The sequence below is a fragment of the Butyrivibrio sp. FCS006 genome, assembly GCF_000424525.1.
Taxonomy (GTDB): domain Bacteria; phylum Bacillota; class Clostridia; order Lachnospirales; family Lachnospiraceae; genus Butyrivibrio.
In genome coordinates, this window is sequence record NZ_KE384205.1 from 514,919 (window position 1) to 535,241 (window position 20,323).

Annotated in this window: 16 protein-coding genes; 2 read left to right on the top strand and 14 right to left on the bottom strand. The window is 42.4% G+C overall.

Translation table 11 applies throughout. The annotated features are described in order from the left end of the window. The first annotated feature begins 21 nt into the window (after nucleotides 1–21). Together G633_RS0116745 and G633_RS18905 are read left to right on the top strand one after the other, a co-directional pair. Nucleotides 22–1,743, top strand: coding sequence for a methyl-accepting chemotaxis protein (locus G633_RS0116745; protein WP_022770618.1), 1,722 nt, complete (start codon nucleotides 22–24; stop codon nucleotides 1,741–1,743). A gap of 81 nt (nucleotides 1,744–1,824) precedes the next feature. Further along, nucleotides 1,825–3,585, top strand: a complete 1,761-nt coding sequence (locus G633_RS18905; RefSeq protein ID WP_051200332.1) for a glycosyl hydrolase family 28-related protein — start codon at nucleotides 1,825–1,827, stop codon at nucleotides 3,583–3,585. A gap of 33 nt (nucleotides 3,586–3,618) precedes the next feature. Here G633_RS18905 and G633_RS0116755 read toward each other — a convergent pair whose 3' ends face one another. The 14 genes from G633_RS0116755 to G633_RS0116825 form a co-directional block, all read right to left on the bottom strand. Then, a complete protein-coding gene (locus G633_RS0116755) occupies nucleotides 3,619–4,344 on the bottom strand; it encodes a DUF554 domain-containing protein (protein ID WP_026520605.1) in 726 nt (241 codons plus the stop codon). 473 nt (nucleotides 4,345–4,817) lie between these two features. Further along, nucleotides 4,818–5,336, bottom strand: a complete 519-nt coding sequence (locus tag G633_RS0116760; protein ID WP_334290996.1) for a DNA-deoxyinosine glycosylase — start codon at nucleotides 5,334–5,336, stop codon at nucleotides 4,818–4,820. A gap of 7 nt (nucleotides 5,337–5,343) precedes the next feature. Then, the gene (locus G633_RS19840; RefSeq protein WP_081664844.1) at nucleotides 5,344–7,125 is read right to left on the bottom strand and encodes an NUDIX domain-containing protein; all 1,782 of its coding nucleotides are present in this window, start codon (nucleotides 7,123–7,125) and stop codon (nucleotides 5,344–5,346) included. Between the two features lie 67 nt (nucleotides 7,126–7,192). Continuing rightward, nucleotides 7,193–7,840 carry an HD domain-containing protein gene (locus G633_RS0116770; RefSeq protein WP_035771701.1) on the bottom strand — a complete coding sequence of 216 codons (648 nt, stop codon included), beginning with the start codon at nucleotides 7,838–7,840 and terminating at the stop codon, nucleotides 7,193–7,195. Nucleotides 7,841–8,261: 421 nt separating this feature from the next. Continuing rightward, nucleotides 8,262–8,807 (bottom strand): GNAT family N-acetyltransferase, encoded by a 546-nt coding sequence (locus G633_RS0116780; RefSeq protein ID WP_026520609.1) that lies wholly within the window; start codon nucleotides 8,805–8,807, stop codon nucleotides 8,262–8,264. A gap of 24 nt (nucleotides 8,808–8,831) precedes the next feature. After that, the gene (locus tag G633_RS0116785; RefSeq protein ID WP_026520610.1) at nucleotides 8,832–9,392 is read right to left on the bottom strand and encodes a chromate transporter; all 561 of its coding nucleotides are present in this window, start codon (nucleotides 9,390–9,392) and stop codon (nucleotides 8,832–8,834) included. Next, a complete protein-coding gene (locus G633_RS0116790) occupies nucleotides 9,389–9,961 on the bottom strand; it encodes a chromate transporter (protein WP_026520611.1) in 573 nt (190 codons plus the stop codon). The genes G633_RS0116785 and G633_RS0116790 overlap by 4 nt, the downstream gene beginning before the upstream one ends. A gap of 86 nt (nucleotides 9,962–10,047) precedes the next feature. Next, nucleotides 10,048–11,547 (bottom strand): sensor domain-containing diguanylate cyclase, encoded by a 1,500-nt coding sequence (locus tag G633_RS19615; RefSeq protein ID WP_026520612.1) that lies wholly within the window; start codon nucleotides 11,545–11,547, stop codon nucleotides 10,048–10,050. Next, nucleotides 11,544–12,611 (bottom strand): substrate-binding domain-containing protein, encoded by a 1,068-nt coding sequence (locus G633_RS0116800; RefSeq protein WP_026520613.1) that lies wholly within the window; start codon nucleotides 12,609–12,611, stop codon nucleotides 11,544–11,546. Before G633_RS0116800 ends, G633_RS19615 begins: the two co-directional genes overlap by 4 nt. Before the next feature lie 112 nt (nucleotides 12,612–12,723). After that, the gene (locus tag G633_RS0116805) at nucleotides 12,724–14,304 is read right to left on the bottom strand and encodes a response regulator (protein WP_051200336.1); all 1,581 of its coding nucleotides are present in this window, start codon (nucleotides 14,302–14,304) and stop codon (nucleotides 12,724–12,726) included. Next, nucleotides 14,279–16,165 (bottom strand): cache domain-containing sensor histidine kinase, encoded by a 1,887-nt coding sequence (locus tag G633_RS0116810; protein WP_026520615.1) that lies wholly within the window; start codon nucleotides 16,163–16,165, stop codon nucleotides 14,279–14,281. The genes G633_RS0116805 and G633_RS0116810 overlap by 26 nt, the downstream gene beginning before the upstream one ends. Nucleotides 16,166–16,241: 76 nt before the next feature. Then, the gene (locus tag G633_RS0116815; protein ID WP_035771703.1) at nucleotides 16,242–17,087 is read right to left on the bottom strand and encodes a carbohydrate ABC transporter permease; all 846 of its coding nucleotides are present in this window, start codon (nucleotides 17,085–17,087) and stop codon (nucleotides 16,242–16,244) included. Next, nucleotides 17,080–17,991 (bottom strand): carbohydrate ABC transporter permease, encoded by a 912-nt coding sequence (locus tag G633_RS0116820; protein WP_026520617.1) that lies wholly within the window; start codon nucleotides 17,989–17,991, stop codon nucleotides 17,080–17,082. The genes G633_RS0116815 and G633_RS0116820 overlap by 8 nt, the downstream gene beginning before the upstream one ends. Before the next feature lie 110 nt (nucleotides 17,992–18,101). Next, nucleotides 18,102–19,463, bottom strand: coding sequence for an ABC transporter substrate-binding protein (locus G633_RS0116825; protein WP_026520618.1), 1,362 nt, complete (start codon nucleotides 19,461–19,463; stop codon nucleotides 18,102–18,104). Nucleotides 19,464–20,323 lie beyond the last annotated feature (860 nt).

Below are 20,323 nucleotides of genomic sequence, written 5' to 3' on the forward strand. Positions count from 1 at the left end.
TATATTTATGAGGGCAAAATCATGGCAAAAACAAATTCGAAATCCAAATCAACAAGGAACTTTTTTACCGGTCTGACCCCTAAGCTTCTGGGGCCAATCATACTTATCATCGTTTTTCTGATCATCACCCTTGTTTCTACCCAGATACGTACCATCAAGATCAAGAATGACCTTGGAGTACTTCAGAATCAGACAATCATAGCCATGGAGATCGCTGAGGATATCAGATACTATGGCCTTAATACCTGTGAACTCTTTACAGATATGTCCGCAACTCACGACCGCGAGGTACTTGCGGAAGTTGAAGAAGTAAGAGACAGCATCTATTCCTGCTTTGATCAGATGAAGAGTGTCAAGCCAGAGACTGCTGCGACTATGAACGAGCTCAAAACCTCATATGATGCTTTGTATTCCCTCTGCTCGCATATGGCAGATGAGTATATTGATGTAGGTATTGATGCAGGTAATATAGTTATGGAAGAAGTGGATGGCGCTACTGAAGCTTTCTCCGAAAAGGTAGATTCCATGGTTGAAGAAATGGAGAACGATGTAAAGAGCGAAGTTGCAGCCATAAACAAGGCCCAAATCTCCATGGTTACAACAAATGTAATTCTCTCCATTATCAATATCCTTCTTGCTATATGGATCGCAGTTGTTGTAATAAGGCAGGTTCTTAAGCCTATTCTTAAAGTCAGCAGCGCAATCTCAACTCTGTCGCAGAGAGATCTGACTTCCGATAAGATTGACATCAGCCAGAACGATGAGATCGGTGAACTCTCTGAAGCATACAATACCCTTCTTGAATCCACCCGTGAGATCATGGGAGATCTTTCAACATCTACCGACAAGCTCGGTGGAATGTCTGATGAGATGAGCAAGAACTCCGACACGATCGTTAAGAACGTAAACGAGATCACCGGAGCGGTAAACAACGTCGCTGAAACTGCAGGTGAACAGGTACAGGATATCAACGACTCCATGAAAGAGATTGATAACCTCAGAGACATCATCAGGCAAAACGAGACTACATCCGAGAATCTATCCAAGGCCAGCAGCGAGATCGGTGAAGCAAGTAAGGCCGGAACCCTCGTAATGAACGATCTTTATGACATAACAAAAGAGAGCGAGAAATCCTTCTCAGAGATATTTGACAGTATTAACAGCATCAACGAGAGTACCACCAAGATCGGACAGTCTTCCGAGATGATCCAGAGCATTGCCTCACAGACCAATCTCCTTTCACTCAACGCTTCCATCGAGGCAGCAAGAGCCGGAGAGATGGGAAAAGGCTTTGCGGTTGTTGCTGATGAGATCAGACAGCTTGCAGAGAATTCCGCAAACAGCGCCAACGAGATCACTCAGATGTTAAAAGAGCTGCAGGCTAATGTTGACAATGCCAACCAGCAGAGCGACAGCGTAAAAGAAGCTGTTAATCGTCAGGTACAGGGTGTTGATGATGCCAGAACAAAATATCAGGATATTTCCGACAACCTGGAGATCATCGAAAAAGAAGTTAAGAGCCTTGGCGAAGTGAGCAGATCCATGACCGACAGCTGTGAGAAGGTCGGAACAGCTATGGAGCGCCTGTCAGAAGCAGCACAGACCAATGCTGCTGCCACCGAGGAGACAAACGCCTCAATCCAGGAAGTCCTTGCACTCGTCAACGTCATTTCAAACGGATCCTCAGATATCAACTCTCAGTCCGGAGAGCTTGATGAGATCGTTAAGAAATACAAATTATAAAATGACACCTTAATATAAAATGTCCCCTATTATGCAAGAGTTGTTTTCACTATTCTTGTATAAGAAGGGGACTTTTTTATTATGTTTAAAAAGAAATATTTAGTTTTATTGGGGCTTGTTGCACTTACAGGACTTTTTGTGGGATGCGGGAAGAATAATATGGAGATCAAAGATTATCACACTGATATTTTGGGAGAGAATGTTTATATCTTTACTCCTGAAGATGAACAGACCAAGATACAGGAAACACTTGATAGGATTTATAGTTTGCAGGAAACAGCTCAGTTTGATGATAACAGGTATGCAGTGTACTTCATGCCGGGGACTTACAATGTTTCCGCTGATGTCGGCTTTTATACTCAGCTGGCCGGGCTTGGAGTTCTGCCTACAGACACTAAGATTGCTGTAGCTAACACCTATGCAAGGTGGCTGTCAAACCCTCAGGGTCTGCACAATGCTACCTGTAACTTCTGGCGAAGTATTGAGAATATCGAAATGGAGTCGAATACAGTGTGGGCTGTGTCTCAGGCCACAGATATGAGAAGGGTTCAGGTTGATGGAAATCTCACTCTTCATGATGATTACGGCTGGGCAAGCGGAGGCTTTCTTGCAGACTCCAAGGTTACAGGCCTTGTGGATTCCGGAACCCAGCAGCAGTGGCTTTCAAGGAACAACAGCTACAGCGCCTGGACCGGCCAGAACTGGAACATCGTGATGCTGGGCGATGAGCCTTCCGGCGTTCCGGATAAGACCTGGCCAGAAGCTTCCTATACTGCTGTTTCACAGACGCCTATAATTCGAGAAAAGCCATTTCTTGTATATGACGAGAAGGAAGGACTTGGAGTTTATGTTCCGGAGTGGAAAGAAGAAAGTATGTCTTTTGCCTGGGAAGGTGACGCTCCGGAAGGGAAAGTCCTGCCTCTTAACGATTTCTATGTGGCAAAAGAGAACGTGGATACAGCTTCAAGTATTAACCAGGCGCTGGCGGATGGAAAGAATGTTCTTTTTACACCGGGAATTTACAATCTTGATGAGGCACTTTCTGTGAAAAAGTCAGGAACAATTCTCTTAGGAATGGGACTTGCAACGCTACGCTCTGCTGCCGGGAATGAATGTGTCGTTTCAGAAAATGCTGATGATCTGATTCTGGCGGGACTGTTGTTTGATGCCGGAACTGCAGAGTCTGAGAATCTTGTTCGCCTCGGGGCTAAGGAGGGGGCTAAGCCTTCTCTGATCGCAGATGTGTATTTCAGGGTCGGCGGAATAGCATCAGATGAGCCTTGCAAGACAAAGGCCTGCATCACAATTGATCTTGATAATGTAGTTGGCGATAACCTCTGGGTTTGGAGAGCCGACCACGGTGATAACGTTGGGTGGGATATGAATACCTGCGAGAATGGCATCATTATAAATGGCGATAATGTCACGATGTATGCGCTGATGGTGGAGCACTTTAACGGTTATCAGACCATGTGGAACGGCAATGACGGAACCTGTATCATGTATCAGAGCGAGGTTCCTTACGATGTGCCGGACAGAGGACAGTGGATCAATCCCGACGGCAAGAGATTCGGATATGCTTCGTTTAAAGTTGCGGAAGATGTCAGCTCTTTTAACGCAACAGGACTTGGAATATATTTGTACAACAGAGATAATACAATTCCGATGTACTGCGCCATGGAGGTTCCCGACGTAGAGGGCGTGCACGTGCACAATGCAATTACCGCATATCTTAACGGATTCCCGGGCATGAAGTGTGTCATAAATGAAGCCGGCGACTCGATATTAAGTCCCGGGCAGACGGCGAAGGTGCTGGATTATGAAAACGGTCAGTGGAGGTAAGCTCCGCTGTCCTTTTTTGATTGCTTATATATGTCAGAGCTGCCAGGGTAGGTAGGCGGCGATGACTGCAAGCACTACTGCCGGGAGCATATTCGCTACTCTGAGTTTCTTGCCCCATACGAGGTTGATTCCTACACAGAAGATCAGGATTGAACCAATCAGCGAGAGGTAATTTATCGCCAGGTCAGTCATAATGGGCGAAATGAGTTTTGCAAGAATTGTTATTGTTCCTTCGAAGAGGAATATGGGAATTGCGGAAAAGGCACTTCCCTTTCCCATGGAGGATGTCATCATAACTACTATGATGAAGTCCAAGACTGACTTGATGGCAAGCGTCGTATAGTCGCCGAGAACGCCGTCCTGGATTGCTCCGACGATGGCCATAGCGCCTATGCAGATGGTGAGTGATGTAGTAACGAATGCGTCAACAAATCTTGTATCTGAGGCGTTTCCGGTCTTTATCTTGAGCCATTCTCCAAATTTCTCAAACCAATTCTCTATTCCTGCCAGCTCGCCGATCAGCGCACCAATTGTCAGGCACAGCACCACAAGCATGGCTTTTCCACTTGTTATGGTGGCTCCTTCTACGGTGAGCATTCCTTCCATTGCCCCAGCGATTGCTATGAACAGTACGCTCACTCCGCATACTCTGTTAAGCGCCTCCTGCTGTTCTTTCTTGAACAAGCCTCCCGCGAAATGCCCTATCAGGCCTCCGGCAATTACAGCCACAGTATTTATAATTGTTCCAAGTCCTATCATTTGGTGTTATAGTCCTCTCTTAGGTTTTTTGGTTTTCTGTCATTTGGGGGTTTTCTTTCATTTGGAGGCTTCTATCATGTCCCGAGTGCTGAAACCTGCCCTTTTGCCACATTTTTCAGCTTGGAGTAACTCCTTGTGCTCGCTTTTCTCATGTCCCGGCCACGAAATCCTACCATTCTGCCACAAATTCCAGCTTGAAGAGTGACGCTCTGGGCACTTATCCATGCTTTGTTACGGTATTTTAAGAGTTTTTCTTTTGGGACAGTAATCACTTAGACACCCATCTCGCCTTTGCTACTGTCTTTTGAGCATTTTTGTTCTAGGACAGTAGTCCTCAATGAATCACTTCATTTTTTATTACGGTCTTTTTGAAGTTTTTGCTCTAGGACAGTAGTCCTTAATGAATCTCTTCATTTTCTATTACGGTCTTTTTGACATTTTTGCTCTAGGACAGTAGTCCTCTATGAATCTCTTCATTTTCTATTACGGTCTTTTTGACATTTTTGCTCTAGGACAGTAACGCTCCATGCTTCCAACAACCTATTCATATTCCAGGCTGCGTTTGCAGGACTGGTTGACGGAAGGCAGATGGCAGGTCTTTTGATGACTGGCTCAATATACTTCTCGTAATACTTAAGCGCCGTCTTGCCATTGACGTATATTGCTCTGATGTCTGCCACGTCAAGGATAACCGAAAGGTCGTTTGTAACAACGTTACTGATGCTGGAGTCCGATGATCCAACGATGTCGCAGGACTTTATCACATCCCACAGCGCAATATGATTTCTTAGCAAAAGATCTTTCTTCTCCTCGATACTCTTCGGCTCTTCTTCGCTAAAAACCGCAGATATCACTTTCCAGAATCTGTTCTGCTTATGCCCATAAAAGAAGCCTTCCTCCCTGGATTTCACAGAAGGAAAACTTCCTAGGATCAGTATCTTGGAATCCTTGTCGTATACTGGTTCAATTGGGTGAACTACCATATTCATCATCCCCACGTCAATATTCATAGAATTCAAGCGCGAACAGGATCGCCAGAATTGAAATGCCGTCCTTGGTCTTGTTTTCCTTCAAAAGCTCTTTAACCTCTGAGACAGGCATCCACTGCTTGTAGGCGACTTCGTCCACATCCTTAATGCTGCTCTCAGAGTCGACCTTGGCAGCAAATACATGCGCTGTGCAGTCTGACATTCCGTTAGTTGGGTTCTGCGAACCCAGGAATTTCAGGTCTTTCAGAGTACATCCGGTTTCTTCCATAGCTTCTCTTCTGGCCGCTTCCTCTTTTGTCTCGCCGTCCTCAATTCGACCTGCAGGGATCTCCCACTCAAGTCTATGAACAGTATATCTCTTTTCACGAATCATCAGTATCTCATTCTTCTCATTGAATATGACGATACTGACCGCCTCGTGCGGATAGTGGATCTGATGATACTTATCAATAACATTTCCGCTTGGGAGCTTCACCTTGTCTGTATAAAGACATACATAATCACTTTCATATATTGTCGTACGCTCTAGCCTTTCAGGGAGCACCACGTTCTCATCATCCGGTGCTGTCTGCTCAGTCTCTGAAGCCGCATTCTTATTGCCTTCATCTGACTCTTCAGCTGTACACATTACTACGCCTGTTGATTTATGAATGAAGAAATATCCATCTTCATCCATTTTCGACTGAACGCGTTTGTAGAAAGACTCTTTGTCGCTATTTACCAGTTTACTGGCTTCCTCTGAATAAGAAGCAACATAATTAAGAATCAGCTCTTCGTCCGGAACATAAAGATCATTTTTCTGTTCTTCAACAGACTTTACATTAAAATAAGGGGCAAGCTCTTCCTTCGCAGTCTCAAGCCAAATGTCAAATCCGCTTGAAGGATATTTCACGCTTGGATAATACTCATTTATAAAATCATGGAGCTCGCGCATGTGCTGCTGCCCGATCAGCGTGCAGGAGAACCTTCCGCCTTTTGCCAGAAGGCTCCTAATCTTTTTGTATAATTCCAGCCTGCTCTCGCGCGCCACATGATAGAGCATATGATTTGCCATGATTAGGTCAAACCCAGATGTAGGGTACGAGAAATCTGCAGCATCGCGCTTTTCAATCACGAAACGGAGGTTCTTTTCAGGATATTTATCCAGGATCTCTTTTGCCACATTTCTTGCACTTGCCAGCATTCCATCCGAGTAATCCACCAGATGAATTTCAAGATCATTAGGTAGAAGATCTGCCACACGGCTCCAAAATGTCGCAGCTCCGCAGCCGATGTCCAAAATCTTCATTCCGGCCTTTATCTGTTCCCTCTCGAAAAGCCAGTGAAACCACTCGGTGTCAGCAGTGCTGTAATCATGAATGGATATTCTCTTTTTCAGGTTAGTGTCGCTCTTGTACTGCTCAATGACTTCTTCCCTGTCTCTTGTAAGCTCTATGACATGGCGGAGATTATCCCAAAACTCCTCATCCCCGGAATCATTTGTTTTCCTGATGGCATCGATCAGTCTTGTGATGTGCTCTTTCTTATCCAGAAGCAGCGCTTCCTGTTCCTTCAAGGATTTATGCATGTCGGAGCTGTCATCTCGCATCATCTCAGATATCTGCTCCAGTGAGAAATCCATGTACTTGAGCATCAAGATCTTCTGCAAGCGGACAACGCTGTCCTCGTCATAAAGCCTGTATCCGGCTTCGGAGTACTCACAGGGCCTGAGCAATTTCTTTTCATCATAGAATCTTACAGTACGCGCAGAAACACCAAGTTTTTTAGCCAATTCCCCAGCTGTATACCTCATCTTTCATACCTCTCCTTGTCCTGTTTTTTCTGATTCTATGCCTTTACGTTACGTCAAAGTCAACACTTTAATTTATAGCTGTACTGTTGCTGAATTGTTTCTGTAGTTTCTCGTAGAAACTTATGTAATATGCGATTCGCTCAGCCCAGATTTTTTCTGCTGTTTTGGTGCCCAGTTGCATTTTCAATGCTTTCTGAAGTTTCTCGATCCTGGTGTTTACGAAATTCACCTTTTCTTCAAAGCTCTTTTCCAGGAATTTCTCATAGACAAGGCCTTCGTGAATACGGTATGCGTCAAACCTGTCGATGTTGTCAGCATCCCCTACCGACAATGCAAAAGGAGTTCTCTCACCCTCAAAGTCAGCCTCGTCGTCAACATGAATTGCAATTCCGTAGCACATGTCATTCACCCTGTCTTCAGGCAGGCCAAGCTCCAGCAGGAATGGGCGAGCTATCTTAGCTGCGTTTCTCCCGTGATTCCTCCAGCCATCATCATCGAAGTCCTCGCAATAAGACACATCATGTAAAAGACATGCTATCACCATCTCAGTTACATCAAAGCCTTCTCTCTCCGCGATTTCTTTTCCTATATTCGCAACCCTGTATGAATGCTCAAGCCTGTAGGCCTTCTCATCCGGATGGTCCTTGAAATATGCGCCGTTATCGAATTTCTGCTTGAGGAAATTCTCGGTCTTAGTAATAAGTTCTGTGTTCATGTTTAATCCCCTTTTCACTTATTCGGATTAGGCCACTGCATTTATGCAAATATTGAATTTGCAGTGGAACTCCTTTTCATTTTTCTAGGCCTTCCTCCACTGCATTTTTACTAATGTTAAATTTGCAGTGGAACTCCTCTGCATTTTTCTAAGCCTTCCTCCACTGCATTTTTGCAAATATTGAAGTTGCAATGGAGCCCATCTTCAATTTCCTTAGAAATTCTCCACTGCATTTATATAAATATCCAATTTGCAGCGAACCCCATCTTCAATTTCCCTGAAAATTCTCCACTGCATTTTTTCAAATATTGGGTTTGCAGTGGACCACATCTTCAATTTCCCTGGAAATTCTTCACCGCATTTACGCAAATAACACATATACAGTGGAGCTTATCCCATAAAATCCAATAGATATCGGATATCACAATTGCAAAACCATATAGATATCATCGCTGTACGTGCCGTCATCATATTTGTTGGCATTAGGCATACGTCCGCACTCCTTGAAGCCAAGGCTCTCGTACAAATGATATGCCTTGTCATTGCCGCTTACGACTGTAAGCTCTGCCTGCTCATAGCCGCAGTCTTTTATCTTTTGGATCAGCCTCTCAAGCATCAGTCTGCCAAGGCCGAAACCAGTATACTTCTGGAAAAGAGCTATCCCGATATCCGCCCTGTGTCTGGCTCTTCTACTGCTTCCTCTGCTGGTAAAAGAGCAATTCCCTGCATATACGCCGTCTACAAAAGCACACATTACAAGTTCATTATCCGACTCGTTATGGCTCTTAATGAACTTGATCTCATCTTCTGTTGTGTACTTAACTTCATCAGGATTAACCAGAAGAAAATTTGTCTCTCCGCACACTGTCTTAAGATAATCTATGAGCATGTCAGCTTCATCTTCATGAGCGCTGCGCAGTACGATATCTCTTTTCCCCAAAGTATACTTTTCTTCTTCAAAAATCATTGTTGTTCCTCCCTATGTCTGCCATTAAATTCCATAAACCGCCACTCCCACTACTGCTGCGATGCATATGAGCCCTATTGGTGATATGCCGTTTTTCCTAACTTTTCTCATGCCGTAATATACAATCGCAAGACCTATAGTTATAAGGATCGCCGTAACATCGATACCATTCTCATTCATAAAACCGCAGTTGCCAACAATCATATACGCTCCGGTCGCCAGAATGACGCCGATAACGCAGGACTTAAGCCCCATCAGTATTGCCTGTGCGTAAGGGTTCTTTAACAGATTCTTCGCAAGCCCCAGTATGATCAATATTATAAAGAACGCAGGAAGTACAACCGCCGTCGTTGCGATAACAGCTCCCAAGAGTCCACCTTTGTTGCTTCCGATATACGTTGCAAGGTTCACCATGATGGGGCCCGGCGTACTCTCGCTGACAGCTATCATGTAAGAGATCATCTCATCATCCATCCAGCCGTGGGCCAGCACTACATCTCTGATAAGAGGAATCGCTGCATATGCGCCGCCAAAGGAGAACAGTCCGACTTCCAGAAATCCAATCAAAAGATCAAGGTAGATCATACCTGTTCCTCCTTTCTCCTGAACTTACCAATCTGAAAGAAGGTCAGGCTTACAAGCGCTGCAGCCAGCATGATCAATATGGATGACACATGTATCTTAAGCACATTAACAAGCATGAGCACAGCAAAGGTAACGATAAGAATCCCCACTTGCAAGGGCTTCTTCTGCATCTTTTTTATCATCTTAAGAGCAGCATCAAGTATCAGTATGCCTACAGCTATCTTGATTCCCTGAAAAGCATGCGCGATCCATGTAATCTCCAAAAAGTCCTCGAGGAACATAGATATTGCAAAGATTATGAAAAAAGAAGGTAACACCACGCCGAGCGTTGCCAGAACAGCCCCGGGTATCTTGCCTTTTTTATACCCGACAAATGTGGCGCAATTGATCGCTATCGGCCCTGGCGTCGACTCAGCAATAACCGTGACATTCATCATCTCGTCATGAGTGATCCAGTTTTTCTTTTCCACGCAGATGTTCTCAATGATCGAGAGCATCGCATAACCTCCGCCGAAGGTAAAAAGCCCGATCCTTACGAAGGTCAAAAATAATTCAATAAGTATAGGCATGACTACAGCCTTTCTATCTTTTTTCCAATCAGTTTTTACATACTCTTCTATAGTACAGGATGGCAACAAAAAAGAGAACCGTATTGCTACGATTCTCTTGTTTTTGCTCCCATGTTTTTCAATTCTTTTTTTCGGTCATACATCATATGATCCGCTCGTTCAAACAGATCATGTACCTGTTCATCATTCGGCTGAAGCGTTGTATAACCGATAGAAACAACAGGCTCATTTGTCTTGATGTTCTCTTCCACCCGCCTGTTAAAGTCAGCAATCGTTTCATCCTTGGTATCATAGCCTTTTCCTGACAAAAGAACTACGAACTCATCACCACCGGTTCGGTAGACCGAACCATGGCTGAAAACATTGCAGATAAGAGAACATGCATCTTTGATAAGTTTGTCACCGGCAGCATGTCCCTGCGTATCATTGACATACTTTAGACCGTTTATATCACATACAATAAGTGCCAGCTTATCGACAGCGCCTTCACGAATCCAGCTGTTTAGCTGGGCTTCAGTCTCCATATAGGCATGTTTATTTCTGACTCCCGTAAGTGAATCAGTATTTGCCATGCTCTTGAAAGCTTTGCTGTTTTCTTTTTCTTCTTTCAGTTTATCGTTGGCAATACGCCTCATCATGTAGAATAATAAAGTCGAGAATAAAGAAGCCACTACAAGGATGAATATTATTTGCCTACGATTATCAGCAAGACTCTTTTTGCTGATCTCCTGAAACTGATCCTGAATAACACTCTCGCGGATCATTACAACCAGCTCCCATCCGGTGTCAGGCACAGGTTCATAGCATATAGTATCTACTACATCATTTATGGTAAAAGTCAGAGTTCCTTTTTTACCATTCGCAAAATCATCGCGAAATGAATTCCACTCTTCCTCGGATACATTCCCGTTTGTGGCATCAAAAATGTTTTTTGTTCCAATAAATTGACCAAGCTCTGTTTCTGATATATTCCCACCATTTTCCGAATACAGCGCAAAATGTGTACTTTCCTGATCGTCAAAAGCAAGCAGACCAACTATGTCATTGATATCTATCTGGACAAAACATGCTTTAAACTGCTTGCCCATTATCTTGATATCAATCGGGATTGCCAGACACAGATCCTTGGATGAACCATAACGAAAAACAGTGCTTATCATTCTGCCATCCAGGGTCTTATTCGCAAGGAAAGGATGTCTGCTACGGCCGGTATACGTGGTGTACTGCGTATAAACTATATCTTCCTCATCTACCAGCGCAAAACGGCTAAGAGACAAAAGGTTCTTCATTCTACCAATAGCCGCACGAAGATCCTCCTGCGATTCTATCTGCTCATCATCTATTACGCTTACAGCCTTTTCCATGTAGTCAAAATTATTGTTGATCAGGTTTGTAATTGTCTTGGCACGTCTGTCTGCCATTGATTCGAGATAAAAAGCACTGACGGCAGAAACTGCCTGATTTGTGGACGCTGTAGACTGCTCATAAGCCCAGTAAGTATTGGCGATCAGCATTATCAAGATAAGAACACCACCTATCGCCGCAGTTATAATCACTGCCTTTTCAGTAATCTTCCTGCTCTTCATTGCGTTACATCTCCGTACAAGACTTCAAGCATTGGTTCTGCATCTTCCTGATAAATTATAGTTGTACTTTCATCAGTCTTGTCAGGGAAAAGATCTCCCGGCAAATTTCCATCTGCAATCTTAACCGCGACTTGCAACGTATCAAATCCAATTGAATAACAATCCTGTACACCAAGGCAATAGATAACACCATCTTTGAGATAATGGAGCGCCTCCTGATCATGATCCATTCCCACGATCACTGCGCTGCTTCCAACCTCAGTAACCGCTCTGGCTGTTCCAACAGGATTACTCATATTGCAGCATACAAAGCCTGCAATATCAGGATTGTCCACAAGCATCTGCTTAGCCAGATCGTATGCCAGATCAACGGAGTCCTGGTCATACTCAACTGCAACTATTTCCATATTTTTATATTTGGCAATAGTGTCTTTTGCTCCCTTTGCTCTGTCTTCGTGACAGGGAGCTCCGTTACTTCCTACCAGTATGCCCACTTTGCCCTTGTAGCCAAGCTTTTCGCAAAGTGCTTCTGTTAAATCTGCTCCGTCCTGATAGTTATGGGTATTTCCGACGTAAGCAATCCTCTTGCAATCAGGAGCTGCATCAGAGCTGGAAAACGTCATGACCTTGTTACCTGCAGCAACCATTTCGTCCAGTACAGGAGATATCTTCTCCTCATCTGCCACATCCACTCCGATCACATCATAATCATCCTTCTGCGCCTCTAATAATCTCTTTGTCTGATCCTCATAAGAAGCTGCATCCGGAGCCATATACTCATAAGTAATGACTATTCCCTTTTCAAGATATTTTTGCTGAGCATCCTCCATTCCAAGCGCAACAGCATCCCACCATGGATGAACTATCTTGTAAGTAAAGTAGAAATTATATCTATTCTTAGCCGGCACATAATCATCGAGGCTATGCTCAAAATCTACAACGTCCTCGGTATCGTCCGCTTTTATCTCAGTATCATTGGAATATCCACTACTGGTACCTGCAATCATAATAGAAAATGCTACAATCAGGAACTTGCGAAATATATTATTTATCTTCTCGGACATAACATTCCTCCTAAAAGACATAATTATCTCAAAAAACAATCACCTACTATAAATAATACTATATTTCGCAAATTTTTATTCTTAAATATATATTAAAGATTTAGCTTTTCAATTACTCTTTACCCATGCTTCTCGGTGAAATACCATAAAACTTCTTGAATACATTTGAAAAATAGCTCACATCATTATAGCCCACCCTCTCAGCTACCTCTGTAAGCTTATAGTCGGTACTCATTATCAGCCTCTTTGCTTCCTGCATACGCAGCTGTGTGATATATTCTGTAAGAGTCATGTCCGTCTCGCTCTTGAACATCTTTCTGAGATATGTCTGATTAACACAGAGTTTTTCCGAGATATCCGAGATTGAAAGCTCATTGTTGCCATAATTTTCTTCAATGTACTGTTTTGCAGCCTGTGCCGTTGAATGTGTCTTTGACTCTCTTTTCCCCTTTTCAAACTCGATGCGCTTTTTATAAAGATATATCACATTATCGCGCATTTCTTCGGAAGACTTGGCATCAGCCATAAATTTCTCGGGAGAAAAACCTTCGCCGTAAATTCTCTCAATAGAAAAACCTGAGCTTATTATATTTGTCATCAAAATACTGATGGCGCTTGTGAGAAGATTCATATCAGAAATAGAAACTTTGCCATCCACAGACTCTTCATGAAGCCTCGTCCATAGCGTACTTATCACAAGCTCAGCATCGTCAGCCTGAAGCGTCTCAATGTCCTTGTTGAGCCTGATGATTGCATCGAGAGAAGCATATCCCTTTTCATCATTACTCTTACGAAGGTCCCATAGCTGACCATAGCCCTTTTGTGATAAAAAGCTAAGACACCTTTCATAGGCTTTTTTAATATCTCCTAAACCGGTTGCCTTCTCTATAGCCACAGAACTGCTAATCTCAAGCTGACTTTTTACTACCTGAATGATATCTGAAAACTCATATCCCTTATAGTTATCAAGTGCTGTATCCGAATCGAAATCCATTAAAACAACAATATTGTTCTCGAAATCATGGAATATCCTGAAAGACCCTTCAAGCTCAAGCATATCGCCAAGAAGCTTTGCGATAAGATTTTCCCAGTTCATGAGTTTTTCTCTTGCATCTGTCCTGCCTTTGGAATATCCGGCAGTATCAAATCTGAATAAAGCCAGAAGGTATGCACTTCCTATTTCTTTTTTAGGAAAAAGATGCTTCTCAATCCCGGCCAGTACATCCTTGTCATTATTACCGGCGTAGATTACAGTCTTTAGTTCTTCATCAAGTTCTTTTTCTGCTTCTTCATCCTGAATTATCTGAGTTTCAACCGCCTTCCCGATATTATCATGCAGTTTGAGAAGGCTAAGTATCAGTTCTTCTTTTTCAAATGGTTTGACAATGTAATCGCAAACCCCGATCTTAACAGCTTTTCTGGCATACTCAAACTCATTGTTTCCTGTTATGAGTATTACTGATATGTCCGGGTAGTCTGAAGTTATGCGTTCAGCAAGTTCAAGACCATTTATATAAGGCATAGTTATATCTGTCAGAACCACATCAGGATAGAACTCTTCAATTTTCTCAAGCGCCTCTTTTCCATCACGTGCCTCACAGCAAATCTCAAAGCCGTATGAATTCCAATCTATACAGCCTCTTAGATATTCCAGGAAAATAGGCATATCATCGACAATCATAATTTTGATCATGCAACAACGCTCCCTGTGGTACACGTATTATTATTGTGGTACCTATGTTTTCTTTACTCTCTATTGATACGCCAAATTCTCTTCCGAAGTAGAGCTTTATTCTTCGAGCTACTGAATACAATCCAAAATGAGAACCGCCTTTTGTTGAGTCATGAGAGGTTATCTCCGCTTCCTGACGAAGCTTTTTCTTTTCATCATCAAAAAGCTTATCATCTTCAAGGAGTTGTTCCAGTTTATCTCGCTCATCTTCGCTCATTCCAATGCCGTCATCGGAAACCTTTATCAGAGCCACCTCTCCGTCTGCTCTTCCAGTCACAGTAATTTTGCCCCAGCCTTCTTTGTTTTTCAGACCATGATATATTGCATTCTCAACAAGCGGCTGAAGTGTCATCTTGGGAATACTTGCATTTTTTATTGCATCCTCAACATCAATCTCATAGCTGAATTTATCATTGTAGCGCATTGTCTGAAGGTCCAGATAATCCTGTATTATCTGAATTTCCCTCTCGATAGTCACTATCTCTTCACTTCCGGAAAGAGAATTCCTGTAATAGTTGGCAAGCTTTTTGGTGACGCGTGAAGCCTCTTTTGCCCTGTTCATCTCTATAAGCATAATTATTATGTCCAGGGTATTATAGAGAAAATGAGGTTTAACCTGCTCCTGTATCAGCGCAAGCTCATATTCACGCTTCTTTTTGGCCTCCTCATCAACCTGTTGCAAGAGTTCTAAATTGCGCTGTGTCATATAGTTAAAAATCCTGCCGAGCCTTCCTATCTCATCCTTGTACTTAAATCTGAATCTGAAGCTCATGTCTCCCTCAGCAATCTGCTCAGCACCGTCATGAAGGATTTTTAGCGGATGGGTGACATAATTAGTCGAGAACAGAACTGATATGAGAAGCAGGATTGCAGTCACTGTACCTGTCGTCAAAAGAATGAACTGCAAATCCTTACCTGTAACATTAAATCTGTTGAGATTAGTGATACCTATTATTGTCCATGTAAATCCCTTTACCTCATCCCTGGCTATGAGATAGGACTCGTTATTGTACTTGATAAGGTACTGATTGGTGTTGAAAAGACTTTCAATCAGCTCTGTATCTTCATAAATCTTATCTTTCTTTTCTGTTTCCGAAACAAAATTCCCATCAGTATCATAAAGAAAATAATAGCTTATCTCACTCTGCGAAGACTCAATGAGGTAATTCTTATCCATGTTTATAAAAATGTAACCAATAGGTACACCTGTCACAATATTTATCACATGTTTCCCCATGGTTATTATCTCTTTACCCTCACGGTTCATGGGATTTTTTGCCTGTTCCATCATTATGGTCTTGCCACCCTCGCCGGAGAGCTTTTTCACATAATCCGAATCAAGTATATCCATCTTTAAATCTGTAAGCGCAGGATCAGTCGCATACATTCTGCCATATTTGTCCAAAAAGACTATAGAAGAAATCCCGTTATAAATAAGCAGTGACTGAGAAAGCTGGCTTATGATCTTATTGTCTCTTGTGACCTGCTTCATAGATTTGTCATTGTAATATCCGCTGAATTCAATAGTGAGATTGTTGGAACAGAGTTCACCATTAGCAAGAACTGAAGATATTCTGTCAGACATTATGCGGATATTTTCATTGATCTGATTATCCGCTCTCTGCATTATCGCTCTGTTATAGAAAAAAAGCATCAAAACAGTAAGCACTATCATAGGTATCAGTGCCACCAGAATTGTCATTGATGCAATTTTATATTTGATGGACATGTTCCTTGCCTTTTCTCTTCCGGAAATCTTACGTCCGGCGTTGAAGGCTTCCATGTCCCTGATTGTCATATCTTTTGGATTCTTATTTTCCATAAAACTAATTTTAACATACAAAGAGCCTTCTATCAGCTTTTTAGCCAATAGAAGGTCTTGTAAAAGTCTATTTTGATCACCCTTTTACTGCACCACCGATTGTCATAGCGTTCTCAACCTGCTCTGAAAAGATTGAGTATACTAAGATTGCCGGGAATGATGCAATAACCATTGTTGCGCCCATTCCGCCCCAATCAGTAGTGAACTCTCCCTGGAAGAACAAAACTCCCAGAGGAAGTGTCTTAAGCGCCGGAATACTTCCTACTACTACGTTTGCAAGAATGAACTCATTCCATGCATTGAGGAATATGTAGATTACAAGTGTAACAGTTGCAGGACGAACAAGCGGCTCGATAATCCTAAAGAAAGTCTGGTAGATTGTTGCTCCGTCCATACATGCAGCTTCTTCAAGCTCAATCGGAATTCCTTTAAAGAATCCGTAATAAACCATACATGCAAATGCCAGATTGATCGCTATATAAGGGAAGACCAGTGACCATCTTGTTCCCATCAGGTTAAACTTCTGTACAACCTTAACAACAGGGATCATAATGGCCTGAACCGGAATAAACATTCCAAGTCCCAGGAAAAGTCTTGTAAAAGTCTTCATTTTCCATACCATACGGCTTGTGGCATATGAGAAAAGAAGCGCACATACAATAGTTATTGCAACTGTTCCAATTGAAACAAGCAAGCTGTTCAGAAAATAAAGCGGCACATCATACTTGGTCCATGCTGTTATATAGTTCTCATAATGAAGAGGCCATGGAAATCCAAAGGGATTAGTGACAAATATTTCCTGATTGGTCTTGAATGAATAAAAAAGCATCCATATCAGTGGGTAAAGTGAAAACGCTGCATAAATCCAGCAGAATACCACGAATATATAATGCAAAGCTGATTTTTTGCCTTCTTTACGCATTTCGTCTCCTCCTTGATTTCTCTTCTTCTTTCTTCTGGTTCTTTTCTCTGAAAATGAAGTTGATCACCAGCATTACAAGCATACACTCAATTACCATTACGGAAGCAGCTGCAAGGCCGTATCCATAATCTGATTTCTTAAATGCTGCATTGTACATCATATATGTGAGTGTGAAAGTTGACTTGTTCGGGCCGCCGCCTGTCAGGATATTCATCTCAGTGAAGGCCTTGATACCTCCTGTAAGTGAAATGATAAGGCAGAACTTGTAGGTTTCTGCAAGAAGCGGAATTGTGATCTTAAGGTGTGCAAGAACATTTGAACATCCATCAATTCTTGCAGCCTCATAGTAGTCAGCAGGGATTGACTTGATACCTGCAACAATAAGCGCAAACTGATAACCCATCCATTGCCATGCATTAACAAAAGCAATTACATATATGGCTTTATATCTGTCTCCAAGCCAGTTCTGTGAAAAACCGGAGCCTGCAGCTTCAAAGAGCTTATTAAGAAGTCCCTCTCCGCTAAGGATTGCACTCCAGAGCTGGCAGACTACTGTAACAGACAATATAACCGGGATGAAATATGCAACTCTCAGAAACTTTCTGCCCTTCATCTTTTTATCAGAAATTGTAATAGCAAATACTGTAGCAAAAAACATCTGATAAACAGTGATCACAATGGCAAAGATCAGCTGGTTCCTATTTGACGTGTAAAATACTCTATCTGTGAACAGTTCTAAGTAGTTTTTTAGACCTGTAAAATTCGGCATCGTAAGACCATTCCAGTCTGTAAAACTGTATGCAAATACCTGAATGATCGGAATAAAATCGAATGTAATAAATATTGCAAGAGCCGGCAAAATAAAAAGAAGGATAGCCAGCTTATTTCCCATGTATTTTTTCATTGGGTATCTCCCATTTTTTCTCATAAACATGGGGCGGACTTTTTCCCGCCCCACGTATTTTCAGTCATTCTGTAATCTATATGCTTAACATATAGAGACTATGTTTTTTATCACTCCATAATGTCGTTCATATCCTCAATGAATTCGTCAGCTGTGAACTGTCCGGAAACAAGTCCCTGTGACTCAGACTGAATGCCATCGTTGAATGTAGAATTTGTAAGTCCCCATGTGAACTTTGTAGTTGATGTTACTGAAGGAAGTGTATCAGAAAGCTTCTTCATCATTGCAGGATACTCTGAATCAGGCTCTTTACCTGTATTAAGTGCTACAAGAGGATTGTGTCTGTACATAACCTTAGCTTCGCAGTACTTCTCTGTGATGAACTCAGCAACTTCTGCAGCGAGTTCAGCATTGGCTGAATCAGGATTTACAGCAAAACCTGAAGCAGAACCACCGCCTGAGAATGCAGCCTTACCGGCTTCGTATGAAGCAGCATCCTCTGCAGGATAGAACATCCAGTCAACATTTTCACCAAGTGCCTTAGTTGCATCCTCGATGTACCACTGTCCGTTGATGAACATAGCAGCCTCACCTGAAAGGAACTTCTCAGAAGCCTGGTCATAGTTTGTTGTTGTAGCATCTTCCTGGAAAAGACCTGCTGCAACGAGCTCCTCAAGCTTCTTTGCTGCATTTACATAGCCTTCGTCAGTAACCTTTGCAGTTCCTTCATCAAGAGCCTTTATTCCGCCTGCAGCATATCTTGTAGCAACTACGTCATAAGCTGCTGCTGTGTTCCAGCCTTCCTGTCCAAAAAGTGCAAGAGGTGTGATTCCCTTTGACTTGAATACTTCGATGCAGTTTAAAAGATCATCGTATGTCTCAGGAACTGATAATCCGTTCTCCTCGAAAAGAGCCTTGTTGTAGTACCAAAGAACATATTCCTGACCTGAGAATGGGAATGCATAAATGTTGCCATCCTCTGCATAAGCAAGATCCTTATTTGCATCATAGAGCTTATCAAGGAATCCTGTTGACTTTGCAACATCGTTGAGTACCATGATCTGGTTTGACTCACGGAATGTGTTGATAAGATCTGTACTTGCCTGATAAATATCAGGAAGCTGACCTGTAGCAGCAAGAGTCTTGAGTGTCTGTCCGTCATCCTGTGCCTGTACGATAAGGTTGAGCTCAACGTTTGGATAAGCCTCTTTAAGCTGCTCTACTGCGTAATCATAAGGAACCTTTGTGTCATCATCTGCATACTGTGTATAGATTGAAAGTGTAACCTTATCCCCTGAAGCATCAGCTGTTGTCTCGGCAGCCTTCTCTTCTGTCTTTGTTTCTGCAGCTGCAGGTGCCTCTGTGGCTGCAGGTGCATCAGTTGTTGTCTGTGTCTCTGTGCTGCCGCATCCGATAAGAGATGTTACTGCAACAGTAGCACACATAAGAGTACTGAGTATTCTCTTTTTCATAATATATATCCTTCCCTTCTCTTGATCAGGTTTCAAAATCATCGGCGAAACCCGTTTGTTATTTACAGTACTCATTATAGAAATCTTATGAAGGCAAAAAAATGAGGAATTCAAAATTGTTTTTGTAAATTTCGAATTCCTCACCATTATAATTCCGGCGACCGGGATAGAACTTTCCTGCGCCTTTCAAATATAGATAGAAAGGAGGCTGGCGGTTTCACTTTAATTTCTGAACCCACTTTTGAACCCAGTTATGGATATACATCATAAGTGCATATCAATCCTCATAATTGCCCTTGCAGGTGTAATTATAATTATTTGAAAATCATTCATCCAGCATTATATTCCCCTTTTTTGCTTTTGCCTTGAGCCTTGCCATCTGTTCCTGCTCAATCTGCTGAATACTTTTCTCTGGAGTTGGTAAGTCTTCTGGCATCGTACCACCTATTTTCTCAATAGCAGACCTTACTTCTCTTCCAACGTTATAATGGACACTTGTAGCAGCTCCTGCTTCAACGATTTTCCTGACCGGTCAAATGAAAAACTGAATTCCGGTTTATAGTTGCAAAAAATGCATGTGAGGCTTTTTTAGGAGTTTTTTTATAAAAACGGTACTTTGACATGCCCCAAAAACATGCTAAAATCGGTTTACCAATTCTGTTTGTTTGCATAGCAAACAGATGGCTGGAGCAGATTGAGAAAATTTAAATTCCACCCATCAAAAGAGATTTTATGATCTTCGGGTGGTTATCTGTCTGCTGATTTATTAGTCTACGTGATTATTTATCACGGTATTCAATGAGTGCCGGTTTTAGCAGGGCTTCGTCTGGGGAGACTTTTTTCAGTCCTGTTAAAGTCGG